Below are 16286 nucleotides of genomic sequence, written 5' to 3'. Positions count from 1 at the left end.
TAATAAGATTGAACTGCATTTTTACTTAGCTAATAAATAAAGATAATATCCCAAAGTTTTTTATCTTCACCTTTAAGTTTTGCATTAAATACGTCAGGAAGCTTTTCTTCATTATTATTGTATAGATACAATATTTTAAAAGATTCATCAATAGAATCTACTCGAAACGTTATTGACTTATTTTCTATATTTAATATAATTGAATCTTGGTGATTTATTTGTTTTGGTTTTATTGGTATTTGCATAATTCCTAAATATGAAGCCATATTTGTCTTTACAACTTCAATATTTACATTTTGACTAACTGGAATTTTTTTCGAAATGACAATTGCTATTAAAATTAGAAAAACTAAAATAATAGATATACCATAACGTATCAAGAAATTTTTTTTTTGATTTGTATTACTCATTATTTAGCCAATTCTAATTGATTAAAAACTAATTTATAATATACTTCTTTTTTTCGAATTAATTGCTCGTGGTTACCTACTTCAGTTATAATCCCATTTTTTAAGACTACAATTTGATCTGCATTCTTGACAGTACTTAATCTATGTGCTATAATAACAACAGTCCTTCCCTTAAAGAAATGCTCTAAATTTTGGACAATTATACTTTCATTATCAGCATCTAGAGAACTTGTCGCTTCGTCCAGAAATAAATACTGAGGTTTTTTGTAAACAGCCCTTGCTATCATAATACGTTGCTTTTCCCCACCACTGATGCCTAGACCTGATTTGCCTATTTTTGTATATAATTTCAAGGGCTTATTTTCTATAAATTCCTGTAAATTAGAAATTTCAATAGCTTCCTTTAATCTATTTTCATCAATAGGATCAGCTCCTAAAACAATATTTCTCAAAATAGTTTCAGAAAAAATATAGCTTTCCTGCATAACTATACCACATCTTTTCCTCCATTCATCAGATGAGAAATTATTTATGTCATAATTATCTATAAGTATTTCTCCATCTGTCTGTTGATAATATTTAAGTAGTAATTTAAGCAAGGTCGTTTTTCCACTACCACTTTCTCCTACAATAGCGGTAACTTTTCCTTTAGGAATTAATAAATTTATATTATTTAAAACCATTTTATCCGAAAATGGACCATACCGAAAATAGACGTCCTCCAATTTTATGTTGGAAACAGAATCTGGTATTTTTTGATATTCGACCTTATTGTCCTCATTTTCTAAAATATGGATCTCTCCGGCTCTTTCCAAACTAATTTTTGAATCTTGAAAATTTCTTACAAATCCGATTAATTGTTCCAGCGGAGAGTTCATTTGACCAATAATATATGTGATACTCATCATCATACCTAAAGTAATATGTCCCTGCACAACAGAAACAGCAACAAGAAAAGTTACTGTTATATTTCGAACCTGATTTATCAATGAATACCCTGCCGATTGTACTTGATTTACCTTTAAAGAATCAATATCAGCTTTATATTGTTTCTCTTGTATATCTTTCCATTCTTTTGCTTTATAATCCTGAAAATTATTAAGTTTAATTTCAGGCATTCCATTTATAATCTCTAATATGGAATTCTGATTTTCAGTTCTTACTTTAAATAGTTTGTAATCAACAACCTTTCTTTTCTTCAAAAAATAAAGCATCCACAGTATACTAATAACTGTAAAGCATGTATAAACTATTAAAACTTTTAGACTATAGAGACCAATAATGACAAAAAAAACAGAGAAAGATAATAGGGAGAAAACAGTCAGAAGAGTATCTGAGGTTGCGAAAGATTGTAATCTAGAATGATCCGCAATCCTTTGATGAAAATCTCCCGTAGACTTAGTATCGAAGAATTTCATAGGTAGGCGCATTATTTTTTCTAGGAAATCAGAGACTATATCAATATTAATCCTAGTACCCAAATAAAGGACAATCCAATTTCTCAAAAGAATAATAGCATAACTTCCCAGAAACAAACATAGCTGAGATATCGCTATAATTAATATGATACCTATATCAAGTTCCCCAATTCCTTTATCAACCATTGCTTGAGTCAAAAAAGGCATTATTAGTGAAACAATAACTCCGGCTAATAACCCCAAGCTTAGCTGAAACATCTCATTTTTGAAAGGAAGTAGATATTTTAATAAAAATTTCTTTATAGAATCATTCTCTGGAGGAGGTATCATTTGATAGAATAAATCAGTAGGAGTGGGAATTAAAATCACTCCTTGCCCCCCATGACTCCATTCTTTACAAAACTCTTCTTCAGATAACTTGTATTTGGAATAAGCAGGATCTGCAATCCAATAATGTTTATTTTTAGTTATTTTATAAAGAACGACAAAGTGGTTCTGATGCCAATGCAAAATTACGGGAAGCTTGAACTCACACAATCTTTCTAGGGGCAGTTTGAAACTATTTACGGTCATACCTATTGCTTCTAGACCATCTCGTATTCCGGCAATTGAGACTCCCTCTGACGATAGAAAAGATAAATTCCGAAGATAGTTTAATGAATATTTTTTACCATAATATGCTGCTATCATACGAATACAAGCGGGACCGCAGTCTATACTATCCAATTGTCGTGAAAAATTCATACCCTTAAGTTAATGTAATCCTATTATTACTTATTATCTGAATCCTACTTTGAATTATATCTAATTTATCATCTTCACCTATGTTACCAGGGCATATATACAGAGACTGATTAATTTTTTTTTGAGAGCATACACTACAAATTGGCAAAATAGAGCAATCTTTACATATTGGATTAGAAAACCTAGAGTTCATTCTACCTTGATAATATTTATTATATGTTATTGTTCCATCTTCGTTTAGTATCCCTTCTCGCTTAGCTTGAATAAAATCTTGAGATGTACACTTATATACATCTCCATTATAATTTACGACTATACTATCCCCTCTATCTGCATAACAAGATGTTCCCAAGCCTCCATTCTCACTGTTTCCATCATGTTTCATTCCAAATGTGTCTAAAGCGAATCTTATCTTTTTTAATATTGGTGAGGTTTTTAGCCCCCCATCATGCGTTTGCCAAACAGGTTGAAAACTAAAATGAAATGAATCATAATATTTCTTATCCAAATCTTTAAATTCATCTATAAGATCTATAAAACAGTTAAGGTTATCAATATTGTAATTACATCGTATATTAACATGCAAACCTTTTTTTATTGCATATTTAATGTTTTTCAGAGTGATATCGTAAGTCCCTTTACCATTAGACATTTTTTTTATCGCATCATGCAAACTCTTATTTCCATCAAATGGAACTTGAATATATCCTATGACGTCTAATGAAGACAAATAATCTACAATATTAGATGTAAGTAAAACTGCATTTGTTGTGAATCCAATATTCAATTTGGTTTCAGAGCCATTACATAATTCTTGAGCAAAGTTAATCAAAGGTTTTACCGTTTTATTGAATTTTAACAATGGCTCCCCTCCAAAAAAAGAAATAGCCAAAGTCTTTAATTGTAAAGTTTTAATTTTATTCTCTAACAATTTCTTTATTGAATCCATTGTCTTATCATCAACATGACTGTTTTTCTGATGTGTTTCATAACAATACCAACAACGTAAATTACAATCAAGAGTTGGATTTATAGTTAATCTAAAATACACATCAGAATCTAATTGTTTCTCCCTATCTTGTATTGTTATTTCAACTTCATCTTCATCTTTATAATTATCTATTATAAAAGAATTAGTTATAAGGCAGGTATGGAAATCAGGATGAAGTAATTTAATCCTATCTAAATTATTTTGAGAAATAATTGTATGAAGTTCTTTTGTAAGAATTAAAATTTTGTCAGTTCTACAATTATATAATATATATTTTTCATCTCCTGCTTTTATAGTTGAATTATATTTACTCCATTTCATGATATTAACTTTATTTTTTCAATAAGTGAAATACCCTCATTTGAGGGTATTTCACTTCACTGTTAATAGTAAGACATATTACTCTTAGCACTTCCACAATTATCGCATTTGCAATTGTCATTATTGCTAAGGCTACTATTGCTACAATTGTCATTGTTACTACCCCATCTAGGTTTGATCAGATCCGTTTCCACAACTCCATATCCACCTTTAAACGAGTTTTCTTCATCTGAAGTTAGAGGAGTTATATCCTCATTAACTTTTAATACTTTTTTCTCTTCCATGATTAAAAAAATAATATTATCTCTACTCTTTATAGGATTTTCGAGTTACTCCCTTGATTGATGTACATCTATTTAATTATCTTTATACTCATAATAATCTTGTATACTCTTGCTTTGCTTAGTTGTTACTTTTCTGCCTCCATTAAAGTTATAAATGACTTTAATCATAAATCCGGTTTCATTTGTTGTATAGTGCCTTTTTGACCATATATCAAGAGTATTTGTAATCCTTCTTCTATTATGTCGATACAGTGTAAAGTTTAAATTCAACAATAATTTATTATCCAATAAATATTTATATATTTTCCCATTTATACCATGTACTGTTTTATATATTCTATCCTGTGTTTTATAAGTCGGTTCTAAATAGTAAGAGAGATTCCCACCCCAGCCATTGTCAAAGTCCATATTATTATTAATCGCTAAATAAGGTTTCCAACTTGATGAATTTATATCTACTCCTTCATATTTTAGCCATTGTATTCGTCCAATAGCTTTTAAACTCCACCATTTTGCTATTTTAAAGGTTCTATCCAGAGACAAGGCTTGCATATAATTCTTACCATCATTAACAGGCATAGTATAGGTTACTAATGGGTCCTTTTCGTCTTGGAAGGTTTTAAAGAACAAAACATCTTTACTAAATCCGAATAGATAATTAATATTCCATTGACCATTAATCGCTCCTCCTAACATAATAAGGTGATAATTTACAGGTTTTATATCTAGATTACCTTTAGTATATAAATATTCATTATTATAGATTACCACAGGCGTGATCGCGCTATATGGAATTGGATCCATAGCTTTTTGATAGAAAAGGCTTATTGAGTTCCCTTTTTGTTCATTAATATTATACATTAAGTTAAGCGTAGGATATATGCCCCAATAATTTTTAGAATTCTGTTTGCTTATTTTTACAGAATTGTATTCAATTTTGTTTTCCTGTATTCTAATACCCACTTTGTAAGTAATTTTTTTTGTAATCATCGATGAAAAAGAAGCAAAACCTGCATAATTCTGTCCTTTCAGCTTATAATTATCACTAAGATCAAGATCAGACACCCAAATGTTATTTTCCCATTTTTTATAGTCTAAAAACTGTTTTGAATTATTCAAACTATAATTAAGACCAATATCTAGTTGCGATTTATCACTTATTCTTTGCTCCAACCTAGTATCTATTTCTAGCATATCAGTTCTATCATCTAATCGATCACTAGTATTCTCTTCATACCCATTATCTTTATCCAGATTGTATAAATAGCTGTTACCTCGTATCCTTTTATTATTGTATCTTAAATAGTCAATGATAAATTTTATTTTTGAACCCTTATCATCTAATATCCAATCATAATTTAAGGCCGCCTGATATTGCCTAGTTCTTAACTTTTCTTCTATTATCGATTCAGATCTGTCTATCCTTTCACCAACATTGTTTTTAACCGTAGACTCTGATCTATTGATAGGCTCTCCGTTAGTTATTCCCAATCTAAAATTACCACCTATGCTATGTCTGTTAGTAATATCATAGGTTAAACTCAATCTATCAGAGAAAGAATTTGTCCAACCTTTACCATCGGTCTGCATATCAATATACTTATTTATCTCTTTGTAATGGGAGTAAATATTATATTGACTAATATTTTTTAAATGTCCAAAATATGTGTAATTATATATACTCAGATTTTTATTCCTGTAATTCAATGATGCATTTATATTATCTGAATAATGTCCCCCTTTGAAATGTACAGAAAAATCGCTCGAAACAGATCCATAATATCCTCCATTAGACATCTTCTTCAATTTGATATTAATGATCCCTCCCATACTCGAAGCACTCTCTTCACTACCACTCATATGTACAATTTCGACTTTATCAATATTTTCAGCCTGAATTGCATCTAACTCATTTCTATCCCTTAGTTTTCGTCCATCAACATAAATTTCGGAAACATCTCGGCCATTAATTTTTAAGGAATTTTCTTCATTGGTAACACCAGGTAACAATGTAAGTACCTCTTTTGTATTATTTCCTTTTGTTATCGGGTTTCCTTGTAAGAATACTACGTATCTATCATTTTTTTGTTGAATAACATTAGCCGTAACTGTAACAGCATCTAATCCAACCACATTTTCCTCCATTAGAATGGAATCAAGTATTGTATTTTCTTGTACTTCGATATTAACGTATTTGCGTTTATACAATAAATGGGTAACAGATAGTATGTATCTTCCGGATGGAATATTTTCAATTCTAAATTGACCTTTTTCGTTGCTAATATTTCCTTTAACGTACAAAGAATCAACCTCAGAAAGAATTGTAACTGTTGCGTAATCTACTGCTCTTTTTGATGTATCAAACAATACACCTTCTAAACAAAAATTCTTGATTTGTTGACTATGTAACAAAGGAACAATGAGTAGAAGCAAGATAAGAAATAATACTCTCATTATAAATACGTTATTTTTCACAGACTTGTTTTTATTATTAAATTAAGGATGTCAATTACATAATTGATGCAAAATAAAATTCAGGAAACAATTTAATATTTTTCCCTGTTGCTATATTAAATAGGATATTGGTACACATCCCTGCCACAATCCAAGAGGCAACAGCCAATTGTGGGGGAGATAATTCTCTATTTTCTAGTGAATAAGCCTCAAGCACTTCTTCCAACCATTTTTTTCGATTATTCAAGTGTTTCAAATGTGTTATTACATAGGAGACAAAATATGCCTCAAATCCTTCACATGTATCATAAAATGTATTTAACTTCAAGCTTTCTCTATTTATGATAAATACACAACCTGCCCACCCTAAATTATAAGGATGTAATATTGGAATATTGTGACTTAGGCATACATCGTCAAAAAGAAAAGGAACATTCGATGTAAAATCAAGAGCATTAATCGCAATATCATATGCATCTAATGATACATAATCTTCAAGATTTTCCTCTGTCAGAAATATTGAATGATATGTTATATTAGCATTTTGATTTATCGCTTTTAATCTGTTATATATTGACTTAGTTTTCAACTCATCTATGTCAGACATTAAATAATTCTGTCTATTTAAGTTAGACTCCTCTACACAATCTCCATCAATAACACATATATTCTCAAAACCAAGCCTTAATGCACATTCTACTATTCCACTCCCCAAACCTACTCCTCCAACAAGAATTCGGTAGTTTCGTATTCTTTCTTGTTCCTCATCTGAAATATAGATTCTGTTTCTGCTATATAAAGATACCTTTGTTGTTTCCATAGAAAAGGTTTTAAATTTCTTGATATATTATAGACAGGAATTGTTTCAGAACCAATATGATTTTTAGACTCTCCTGCTTGAAGCATATATATACCTAGCAATCTTATTTTCTCATATAATTTACGATCACACTCTGCAAACATTATTGATTCATTAGAACAGATATGAAATAACGCTTGTACCAATAATATTTTTAAAATAACAGAACTAGCCTTCCCTAAAGAAAAAGAGTCAATAGCTAAACAACCAATATGCCAGATATTCGGCGTTTTAGTTTCTTTCTCTTGAATATTGTCAATATTAATATCAAATACTGCTTGTATTGGTAAAACATATTTTTTAGTCCATCTTAAAGTTCTAATAGTTCCTATTATATTTCCTTGATTATTTCTTATTCCATAAAAAAATGAATCTTGAAGCCAGCATTTTTCTCTCTCATATAACTCTTCAATTTCCCTTTTTATAGTTGTAGGATAATACCCCAAATGAGATTTATAATTTGTTTCAATTATAAAATTTGAAGCCTCCTTTAAACTTGCATTGGAAAACCTCCATAAAGAAAAATTCTCAAATTGACGTATTAAGCACTCCATGATAAAAACTTTAAATTGTTATTTATTAGAAACTTACAGAATAAAGTTTGAAGTAGATGATTAGCGACCAATCACAAATACAGCCGTAATAATATGAAAATCAAATTTTAAACACACAGAAAACATTTGAGAATCACTAAAAAACGAGCATTTATTGAATATGAGTTCTGTTTTATTTATGTATACAAAAATATTTTATTAAATAATAACTACCTTTACCCTTTTGGGTAGTTTTTCTTTTTTTACTAAAAATACTATAATCCATCTTTACATATCTATTTAAAATGAAGAATTTATGTTATTCAATTTAGACGATTTTTTTGAAGGGGTTACTGATGAAGAATGCAATGGTACTATTGATTATAAAATATCACAACTACTCATTGATACCCTAGATGCAATGAGTAGAGTATCAGGGGAAAGCCTATATGTTATTAACTATTTAAGTAGAGGATTCTTATACGTTTCTCAAAATCCTTTATTTTTAAATGGTTATTTAAGAGAAGATGTGTTAAAAATGGGATATTCATTTTATGAAAAAAACTTACCCCAAGAAGATATAGATATGTTACTTGAAATAAATAAAAAAGGATTTGCTTTCTTTTATCAACAACCAATAGAAGACAGACTTAAATTTACAATTTCATATGACTTTAGATTACTTCAAAAGAACAAATCAACAACAATGATTAATCATAAATTAACACCTATATTGCTAACACCAAAAGGTAATATATGGCTAGCTCTATGTTCTGTAATGCTATCTACAGAAAAAAAATCTGGAAACGTATATATTAATAAATCTGGGGTTCTACATAGACTAAGATATTCCTTTGAAGGAAAAAGATGGAGATCGACCGAAGTTGTTTCCCTATCAAAGATAGAAAACGTTATACTTAAGCTTTCTGCACAAGGTTTATCAAATAAACAAATAGCTGAAACAATTTATCTTAATATAAATACAATTAAATTTCATAAGAAAAATATTTATCAAAAACTTAATGTAAAAAATATTACAGAAGCTATCGTATTTGCTCATAATAATTATATAATATAAGCTCATTTTTCTATAACCGGGGATTACTCTAATTTTATTATATCGGTCTACTCTTCAACTATATAGGCTATTCAAAGATAATTATTTATTGAAACTGTAGTAAGGAATTATATTGAAGCCTGTCTTCTATGCTGTATCCTTCAATATACGAACCTGTTACTGATTTATTAGAGTGTCCCAAAGCAAAACCAATATAAGATTCAGGGACTCTGTTATGAGCCAATATTGTCCCATAGGAATGCCGAGCCGCATATGTGCTTACATTTTCAGGAAGATGCTTTTCTTCGGGTAAATTATCATTTATAGACTTGATAAGTTTTTTAATATTACTATTAACAACATAAGTAATATTCTTTGTCAGTCTTATTTCATCAGCATATGACTCATCACCTTTCAGAAATGAAAAGACATAACTCTCTTTATTCATATTATTACCCCACTCTTCAATAATTTCTTTCATTTTTGGAAATAAAGGAAAAGATATATACAGATCCTCCGTAGCGGTACTCTTTGTCTTCTCTCTAATAAACGTAAACTCATTTGTCTTTCTGCTATAGTCAGACCATTTTAAACGAATAAGGTCGGCAAAATTCATTCCATTAGCCCAGAAAGAAAATAAAAATAAATCTCTTGACATTTTACGATTCCTTTCTTTTATAGAAACATTTGCTATTATTTTAATATCATCCAATGTCAATGCTATTTTTCTGCTACCTGTTTTTTTTATGGTATATGATTTTTGAGAGCCTTTTTTAAAACAATAATCACTCGGTCTTATTGTACCATCACTTAAAGCAATATTGCAAATTGTCCGCATGGCACGCATACGCATAGCAATAGTTGTTTTCGTATATCCATGTTCTAATGCTTCTTTCTCAAATCGTTGCATTTGTTCAGCAGTAATATCGTGAAAAGTTAATTCTAGAATATCTTTACTACATTTCTGCATTTCTTTTCGTTTACACCACTTACCACATTTGAAACAAACGAAAGCATTTAAAGCACCCTGATAAAACTCAGCAGTATTTAGTTTGTCTGCATCAATTAGTTTCTGAATCTTATGTTTAAAAGCTGTATTAACACTCTGTTTATCTCCTCTACCTAACAATGTTTCTAATCTGTCGAAGCTAAAGGCATTAAATTCGCAGAGCTGTTTAACTGCATTAAATATTACTTGTGATGACGCTTCTATACTTCGCCTAGCCTCTACAAGCTTAGATTCTCTAGCTTTAGGTAACCGTTGCCAGTCTTGAATAGTCATAGCTATTCCTGTAGGGTAATATTTTTGCTTTTTCACCAAAGTAACCCTAGTTCTGACAAAATACAACCCATCATAATTGGCTCTTCTTGTATCTAAAAAGCTTGCAATTTTTACATTGTCTTTTTGTTTTTGGTTAATGGTTTCTATTTTTTCTTTCATATGGTTGTGTCTATTAATGTACATACTAACTATCCCTTAATAGCATTCAAGTCCTTTATTTAAGATAAATAAATGTACATACTATGTACATACTACTCGTGCAAATATAGATAAAAATACATATATATAACAAAAATAAACTCAAAAAATATTCAATTAAATTATTGATAATCAATTATTAATAAACAAAAAGTAGAAATATGAAATATCAGAAAATAGGTTGTTTTATTTTTCATAATCATGAGGTCCCGAGTTCAATTCTCGGTCCCGCTACAATGAAAAAGACTTACAGCTCGTTGTAAGTCTTTTTTGTTATATCAGATAATGCTTTGATTGAGAAAAGTTCTTTATAGATTCTTTATTTCAGACTTTTCTTGAACCGAACTGCCGTCAATAAATCGCCAAGCTGATTCTCTTTATTTACATCAAAAATCATCGGAATTAGTTTCCCAATAGTTTTTGCTTTAGCAAATTCATCCTTCATCGTTTCCGAAATATCAAGTTTTGCAATTGCTTCAAGGTGCTTTTCCGTAAAAAAGAAGCTCGTTTTGAAAAAGCCTTCCCATACAGAAAGCCAAAAGATAGTTTTTTTCTTATACACTGCCTTACCTAGCCATGCTTTACCATCATTATAGTATCTCCACTCAATAATCAGACTATATTCTTTGTTTGTAACAGCTTCAAGAAAAGACACTAATACGTTGAACCCTTCACCTAGTGCATCTTCAAGAATCTTGTCTGATGGGAATATATCCGCATCTCTTAATAGCATTTGTCCTTCCATTGGTTCTATAGGTTAATAAAATTTTTCTCCCTTTTGTATCATGCTGATAGTTTTGGCAATCCGATCTGCTTTAGTTTGTTCCGTTTTTGCAGAATTAATGCAATTTATAAATGCTTTTTTCTGCCCGTCTGTATAAATCTCAAATTTTCCAAGAACTCCATCTTCATATTCCAAACACAGAAGTAGTTCTTGAGGGATTGTTAAAGATGTTTTATCCTCATAAATAGTGATATGTACTATATCACCTGCTTGCTTTTTTATCTTTTTCCTTATTTCAGCTCTAACAGCCAACCCCACATGTCCATTCCCAATAGGCATTAGGTGTGTATTGGAAAACGCATAATCATCTATCTTTCCCTTTACTTTTAGCATTCCGAAAGATGTTTTAGGCATGGGTATTTCAGGTATTTCAATAAAAGTCCAAGCTCCTTTACCTTCAGTTTTTAATAATAGATAGTCTTTATCTACTAAGGGTGTTTCTATTTCCATCTTTTAAAGATAATATAAAAATAGCTGTGCTAAACATATACAACACAGCTATTCTACATATTGTTATTTTGTTGTGAAGGTGCTTATTTCACAGGAATGCGTAATTCTACTATCCATGGTGCATTGGGATCTTGAACATCTCCATCGCAACTCACATATAACTCATAGTGGTCTCTTGAGTCACATTCATATCCTTTTTCGTTAATGTCCACATATACCTTCTTCCAGGCTTCATCATATTCGGTCATTGTGACCTCTACCTGCATTACAAAATACTTGCCACCAGTTATTGTATAACGTTTCATCCCATCTTCGGGTTCGATGCCCGAAAGATCTTCCAAACAGGCTTCCGAACGTAATTTTTCGACAGGGGTATTCATTGGATCATCATGATAAACTCCGGCCATTTTAGGAGAAGCCTCCCAAAGATTATTGGCTCCAGCCCATGCGGCTATTTTCTCAAATACGTTTCCAATACCTGAATAATCTCCTGTATGCGAAATTGCAATTGTCTTTATCGGTTCGAGATTTTTTATCTCTGTGCTATTTATTTTCATAAGTCTAATTTTTCAATTATTTGTTTAATAATCTCTTTTATTTCAACGGGTTTAACAACCGTTGTTGTATCGGCATTTGCCAACACCCATCTAGCTAGTCCTTCGAGCGAGTAAGCCATGTAGGTTTGTTCTATCCGTCCGTCTGCAAGTTCTTTCTCTTCGGTCAGTCCCATAAAATAGCATCGGTCGGCAAAATGTTTAGAAACCTCTTTACTTGTACGTAAAACAACTTCGGTCAAATATTGAGGATCATCACATCCGAGGAGTGATTCCAGAGCAGGATGAACTTTTGTATGTTTATCTTCTGTTGTTTTTATGTTGCCGATACGATCCAATCTGAATATTCGGTAGCTTTTTCGTAAGTGACACCAAGCAGATAAATACCAGCGAGGGTATGAATAGGTTATGCCCACAGCTTCTAATGCTCTTCTGGTCTTACTTTCGTCTGCATTCGTGTAGTCTACTTCTATGACCAACTTGTCGTTTATACTATTTAAGATCGTTTGCATTATATTCGGTAGACTTTCTCCGGCATTCCGACTTTTATATACGGCTATACTGTCGTCCATATCGTGGAGATATTTCTTGTCCACAGATCGTAAAGCAGCTCGTATCTTATCCATTCCTTGGCGAAAGTAGTTGCTGTTTTGGGTATCGGTAAGTTGCTCGATAATTTTTTCGGCTGTGAGGAAAGCAATTGCTTCCTCTTTGGTAAACATGAGCGAAGGTAGCCTGTAGCCTTCTATTAAAGAATAACCAACTCCCGAATTTCCGCATATCGGCACTCCAGCTTCAGACAATGTATGCATGTCACGATATATTGTGCGCAGGCTCACGTCGAAGCGTTCTGCCATTTCAGACGCTTTAACAACGGGACGTGACTGTAATTGTACCAGTAGTGCCGATATGCGATCAAGTCGATTTAACTCTTTATTCATGTTCTCTTATTATTCTATAATCAATGCCCAAAGTACGCCAAATTTATCGATAATTTCGGCATAAAGTTTGGCATAAGGTGGTTGGCTAAGTTCACATTTTATTTGCCCACCGATGCCTAATTTAGTATAAATGTCTTTCAGTTGTTCCTCTGTGTCACAAAATATAGTGAGTGTATGTCCCAGAGAGCCAAAGTAAGCCTTTGTGTCCGGTAAAAGATCGGCCATGCTGATAGTACAGCCATTAAAGTCAAGGTCGGAATGGATTATCTTGTCTTTGTATTCGGCAGGACTTTCCATTGCCTGATATTCTCCATAGCGAAAAATTTCTCCGACAGTACCATTAAATACTCCTGTATAAAAGTTAAGTGCTTCTTCTGCATTGCCATTAAATGACAGGTAAGGTTTAATTTTCATAATTCTGATGTTTTAAAATTTGACTATAATGCAAATGTATCACCCCATTATGACAACAGTATGTCAGCAAGTTTTTTCAATTGTAAAAAATATACAGGTATATTAAAGATATAGAAGAGAACACAATACTAAAAATTAGTATTTATAATCTTTTGAATTCACTAACAGTAAGTTACATGAATGATAAATGTTTCTATGAAACATTGTATTAAAATTCACGTTTATTTAGTAAATAATAGTTAATTTTGTGCGATTTTAAAAAATAACCTTGGATTAAGATCCAATAATTTATAGATATAAAGTTAACTACTAAATAATAAATTCTAATGAAAAATATAAAAGTTAGTTTGTGTCACTGTTTTGTGTTAATTCTTACCGTTTTTACCTTCTTTTCATGCAGTGAAGATAACGCTCCGGAGCAAAAGGCGGATTACAATTTACTTGGTATAACCTCTGTTACTATTAACGGTAGCCGCATTCCTGTCAAAGCTGATGGAGTATTACTAGACTTAACTGATTCTAAAAATATAGCAGGAATAGGATCCCTGAGTGAACCGTATAAAAAACATTTTGAAATAGAATATGCAATATTGACTAAAGATTTGTCAGCGTCTTCTGTGGAGATACAGAGCAAATATCCGGACGTATCTATAGATATATCTCATGTAGTTACTAGTCCATCTGTAATTACATGGATAGCTAAGATTACAAGAGAGGGTTACTCAGAATCTGTTATATATAATCTGTCTTTTTTTGATACAAGTTTAAATAAGATGTTTTTAGAATGATTTAGGAGATATAGAGCTTTTGGGAGAAAACCTTTATGCTCTTCACTCTATTGAGTATAAACGTATCGAAGAACATTATTTTATTTTCGCCGCGCGCCAGATGGATAAATGTCTTTCATGGGAAGAAGTGAAGTTTTATGCATCAATGTTTGATTTTCCTATAGTCCCCGAGTTGGAGTTGTCTCTCGCAATATTGGAGAATATCCCGTTTCGGAATTTATGCATAATGTTTTCAAATACGTCCGCAAAGGTCATGTGAAAACCGATAAGCACTGGACTCGCAATTGGAAGCGGGCTAAGTTGGTATGGGAGCAGTAGCTTTACAATAAAGAAGTACTTATTTCTTTTACTATGAAAGATATTAAGGATTAAAATTATGATAACTTTGTTTTACAAATCTGTTGTGGATAAATATCAGTTAAAAAAGATATTTTGTCTTCAAAGAATAGCATAACTATCATCATCAATTGATATTAAAAGAGAAAATGACAGATTATATTTTGACGACTGATCGGTTGAGATTAAGACATTGGAAAGATTCAGATATTGAGCCGTTTGCAGCAATGAATATGGATAAGGATGTTATGAGGTTTTTTCCTAAGACTTTATCTTATTCAGAAACTCTGGATTTTATAGATAGAATTAAGTTACACTTTGAGAAACATAATTTTGGACTGTTTGTAGTCGAGGAAAAATCTACGGAAGAATTTATTGGATTCACCGGATTTTCCATCCCTACTTTTGACTCTTATTTTACGCCATGTGTAGAAATAGGTTGGAGGTTTAGAAAGGAATTCTGGAAGAGAGGATTAGCTACTGAGGCTGCAACAGCATGCCTTAATTATGGCTTTGATATTTTAAACTTCGATAAGATTGTATCATTTACCTCTATACTAAATGTTGATTCTGAAGAAGTAATGAAACGAATTGGTATGCACCTTCAAGGGTATTTTGATCATCCCAAAATAGAAAAAGAGAATCCTTTGTGCAAGCATCTTCTTTATGAAATTAAAAGACCAAATAGCTAGTATCGTTTAATTGCTTATCATTTTTTATGGACAATATAGTAGAACAGGTTCGTCAGTCATTGATAATGTGTATTGATGAAAGTACACTTAATACTAGCTCTCGATTTTTCAAAGAAGGGGAAGCTGCTAAGGTGCATGGTGTGCGAATGGGGGAAGTCACTAAAATAGCGAAGGAGAGCCTTAAACAGATGAAGGGGCTTTCTAAACAGGAAATATTCGGCTTATGTGAAGACCTTTGGAAGTCCGGTTACTTGGAAGAATCGGTTGTTGCTTGCGTTTGGGCAGAATCATTACATAAACAATATGAACCTGCTGATTTTGAGATTTTCGAATATTGGTTACACAACTACGTTAATAACTGGGCTGATTGCGATACTCTCTGTAATCATACTATCGGTACATTCGTGATGATGTATCCCGAATATATATCAGAACTGAAAAAATGGGCAAAATCTTCTAGTCGTTGGGTAAAGCGGGCAGCAGCCGTTACATTGATTATTCCTGCCCGTAAAGGTCTATTTTTAGATGATGTGTTTGAAATTGCTTATATATTGCTCTTAGATAAAGATGATTTGGTACAAAAGGGATATGGTTGGATGCTGAAAGCAGCGAGCGAAACACAGAAAAAAAGTGAAACTTATCAGAAAAGAGTGTTTGATTATGTGATGAAACATAAATCAGTAATGCCTCGTACAGCCTTACGTTATGCTATAGAAAAAATGCCCGCAAATATGAAAGCAGAAGTTATGAAAAAGTGAAAATTATATTGAGTGAGA

At 31.5% G+C, this 16286-nt stretch carries 16 protein-coding genes and 1 pseudogene; 5 read left to right on the top strand and 12 right to left on the bottom strand.

Going from position 1 to position 16286, the window contains the following annotated elements; translation table 11 throughout:
* Positions 1-29 precede the first annotated feature (29 nt).
* The 6 genes from QOX35_RS14575 to QOX35_RS14550 all read right to left on the bottom strand — a co-directional run bounded on the left by QOX35_RS14575 (position 30) and on the right by QOX35_RS14550 (position 8035).
* A complete protein-coding gene (locus QOX35_RS14575) occupies positions 30-410 on the bottom strand; it encodes a hypothetical protein (RefSeq protein ID WP_283687543.1) in 381 nt (126 codons plus the stop codon).
* A complete protein-coding gene (locus tag QOX35_RS14570) occupies positions 410-2572 on the bottom strand; it encodes a peptidase domain-containing ABC transporter (RefSeq protein ID WP_283687542.1) in 2163 nt (720 codons plus the stop codon). The genes QOX35_RS14575 and QOX35_RS14570 overlap by 1 nt, the downstream gene beginning before the upstream one ends.
* Positions 2573-2576: 4 nt before the next feature.
* Complete coding sequence (locus tag QOX35_RS14565) at positions 2577-3884, bottom strand: radical SAM/SPASM domain-containing protein (protein WP_283687541.1); 1308 nt, start codon at positions 3882-3884, stop codon at positions 2577-2579.
* 356 nt (positions 3885-4240) lie between these two features.
* Positions 4241-6643, bottom strand: coding sequence for an outer membrane beta-barrel protein (locus QOX35_RS14560; RefSeq protein WP_283687540.1), 2403 nt, complete (start codon positions 6641-6643; stop codon positions 4241-4243).
* Between the two features lie 34 nt (positions 6644-6677).
* Complete coding sequence (locus QOX35_RS14555; RefSeq protein ID WP_283687539.1) at positions 6678-7442, bottom strand: HesA/MoeB/ThiF family protein; 765 nt, start codon at positions 7440-7442, stop codon at positions 6678-6680.
* The gene (locus QOX35_RS14550) at positions 7340-8035 is read right to left on the bottom strand and encodes a hypothetical protein (RefSeq protein WP_283687538.1); all 696 of its coding nucleotides are present in this window, start codon (positions 8033-8035) and stop codon (positions 7340-7342) included. Before QOX35_RS14550 ends, QOX35_RS14555 begins: the two co-directional genes overlap by 103 nt.
* Positions 8036-8330: 295 nt before the next feature.
* Between QOX35_RS14550 and QOX35_RS14545 the strand changes: the two genes are divergently transcribed.
* On the top strand, positions 8331-9092 hold the full coding sequence (locus QOX35_RS14545; RefSeq protein ID WP_283687537.1) for a response regulator transcription factor: 762 nt from the start codon (positions 8331-8333) through the stop codon (positions 9090-9092).
* 85 nt (positions 9093-9177) lie between these two features.
* On the opposite strand, the gene QOX35_RS14540 is transcribed toward QOX35_RS14545, so the two are convergent.
* The 6 genes from QOX35_RS14540 to QOX35_RS14515 all read right to left on the bottom strand — a co-directional run bounded on the left by QOX35_RS14540 (position 9178) and on the right by QOX35_RS14515 (position 13694).
* A complete protein-coding gene (locus QOX35_RS14540; RefSeq protein WP_283687536.1) occupies positions 9178-10512 on the bottom strand; it encodes a tyrosine-type recombinase/integrase in 1335 nt (444 codons plus the stop codon).
* A 358-nt stretch (positions 10513-10870) separates the two neighbouring features.
* Positions 10871-11296 (bottom strand): DUF3788 family protein, encoded by a 426-nt coding sequence (locus QOX35_RS14535; RefSeq protein WP_283687535.1) that lies wholly within the window; start codon positions 11294-11296, stop codon positions 10871-10873.
* Positions 11297-11308: 12 nt separating this feature from the next.
* Positions 11309-11785 carry a DUF1905 domain-containing protein gene (locus QOX35_RS14530; RefSeq protein ID WP_283687534.1) on the bottom strand — a complete coding sequence of 159 codons (477 nt, stop codon included), beginning with the start codon at positions 11783-11785 and terminating at the stop codon, positions 11309-11311.
* A gap of 83 nt (positions 11786-11868) precedes the next feature.
* Positions 11869-12342, bottom strand: a complete 474-nt coding sequence (locus QOX35_RS14525) for an AraC family transcriptional regulator (protein WP_283687533.1) — start codon at positions 12340-12342, stop codon at positions 11869-11871.
* Complete coding sequence (locus QOX35_RS14520; RefSeq protein ID WP_283687532.1) at positions 12339-13280, bottom strand: helix-turn-helix transcriptional regulator; 942 nt, start codon at positions 13278-13280, stop codon at positions 12339-12341. Before QOX35_RS14520 ends, QOX35_RS14525 begins: the two co-directional genes overlap by 4 nt.
* 9 nt (positions 13281-13289) lie before the next feature.
* A complete protein-coding gene (locus QOX35_RS14515) occupies positions 13290-13694 on the bottom strand; it encodes a VOC family protein (protein WP_283687531.1) in 405 nt (134 codons plus the stop codon).
* A 326-nt stretch (positions 13695-14020) separates the two neighbouring features.
* Between QOX35_RS14515 and QOX35_RS14510 the strand changes: the two genes are divergently transcribed.
* The 4 genes and pseudogenes from QOX35_RS14510 to QOX35_RS14495 all read left to right on the top strand — a co-directional run bounded on the left by QOX35_RS14510 (position 14021) and on the right by QOX35_RS14495 (position 16268).
* Complete coding sequence (locus QOX35_RS14510) at positions 14021-14482, top strand: hypothetical protein (RefSeq protein WP_283687530.1); 462 nt, start codon at positions 14021-14023, stop codon at positions 14480-14482.
* Positions 14478-14800 (top strand): annotated as a pseudogene (locus QOX35_RS14505) (RNA ligase family protein); the annotation flags it as partial. The gene QOX35_RS14510 and the pseudogene QOX35_RS14505, both read left to right, overlap by 5 nt.
* A gap of 167 nt (positions 14801-14967) precedes the next feature.
* Positions 14968-15510, top strand: coding sequence for a GNAT family N-acetyltransferase (locus QOX35_RS14500; RefSeq protein ID WP_283687529.1), 543 nt, complete (start codon positions 14968-14970; stop codon positions 15508-15510).
* A 26-nt stretch (positions 15511-15536) separates the two neighbouring features.
* Positions 15537-16268, top strand: coding sequence for a DNA alkylation repair protein (locus tag QOX35_RS14495; protein WP_283687528.1), 732 nt, complete (start codon positions 15537-15539; stop codon positions 16266-16268).
* The last annotated feature ends 18 nt before the right edge of the window (positions 16269-16286 follow it).

Source organism: Dysgonomonas sp. Marseille-Q5470, assembly GCF_951230145.1.
Lineage (GTDB): Bacteria > Bacteroidota > Bacteroidia > Bacteroidales > Dysgonomonadaceae > Dysgonomonas.
Note: the sequence above shows the minus strand (reverse complement) of the source record. Positions and strands in the feature narration are given on the sequence as shown.

Excerpts from the sequence above, each read along its gene's own strand:
- QOX35_RS14575 (WP_283687543.1), bottom strand. The coding sequence starts at position 410 with ATGAGTAATACAAATCAAAAAAAAAATTTCTTGATACGTTATGGTATA.
- QOX35_RS14570 (WP_283687542.1), bottom strand. The coding sequence starts at position 2,572 with ATGAATTTTTCACGACAATTGGATAGTATAGACTGCGGTCCCGCTTGT.
- QOX35_RS14565 (WP_283687541.1), bottom strand. The coding sequence starts at position 3,884 with ATGAAATGGAGTAAATATAATTCAACTATAAAAGCAGGAGATGAAAAA.
- QOX35_RS14555 (WP_283687539.1), bottom strand. The coding sequence starts at position 7,442 with ATGGAAACAACAAAGGTATCTTTATATAGCAGAAACAGAATCTATATT.
- QOX35_RS14550 (WP_283687538.1), bottom strand. The coding sequence starts at position 8,035 with ATGGAGTGCTTAATACGTCAATTTGAGAATTTTTCTTTATGGAGGTTT.
- QOX35_RS14545 (WP_283687537.1), top strand. The coding sequence starts at position 8,331 with ATGTTATTCAATTTAGACGATTTTTTTGAAGGGGTTACTGATGAAGAA.
- QOX35_RS14540 (WP_283687536.1), bottom strand. The coding sequence starts at position 10,512 with ATGAAAGAAAAAATAGAAACCATTAACCAAAAACAAAAAGACAATGTA.
- QOX35_RS14535 (WP_283687535.1), bottom strand. The coding sequence starts at position 11,296 with ATGGAAGGACAAATGCTATTAAGAGATGCGGATATATTCCCATCAGAC.
- QOX35_RS14530 (WP_283687534.1), bottom strand. The coding sequence starts at position 11,785 with ATGGAAATAGAAACACCCTTAGTAGATAAAGACTATCTATTATTAAAA.
- QOX35_RS14525 (WP_283687533.1), bottom strand. The coding sequence starts at position 12,342 with ATGAAAATAAATAGCACAGAGATAAAAAATCTCGAACCGATAAAGACA.
- QOX35_RS14520 (WP_283687532.1), bottom strand. The coding sequence starts at position 13,280 with ATGAATAAAGAGTTAAATCGACTTGATCGCATATCGGCACTACTGGTA.
- QOX35_RS14515 (WP_283687531.1), bottom strand. The coding sequence starts at position 13,694 with ATGAAAATTAAACCTTACCTGTCATTTAATGGCAATGCAGAAGAAGCA.
- QOX35_RS14510 (WP_283687530.1), top strand. The coding sequence starts at position 14,021 with ATGAAAAATATAAAAGTTAGTTTGTGTCACTGTTTTGTGTTAATTCTT.
- QOX35_RS14500 (WP_283687529.1), top strand. The coding sequence starts at position 14,968 with ATGACAGATTATATTTTGACGACTGATCGGTTGAGATTAAGACATTGG.
- QOX35_RS14495 (WP_283687528.1), top strand. The coding sequence starts at position 15,537 with ATGGACAATATAGTAGAACAGGTTCGTCAGTCATTGATAATGTGTATT.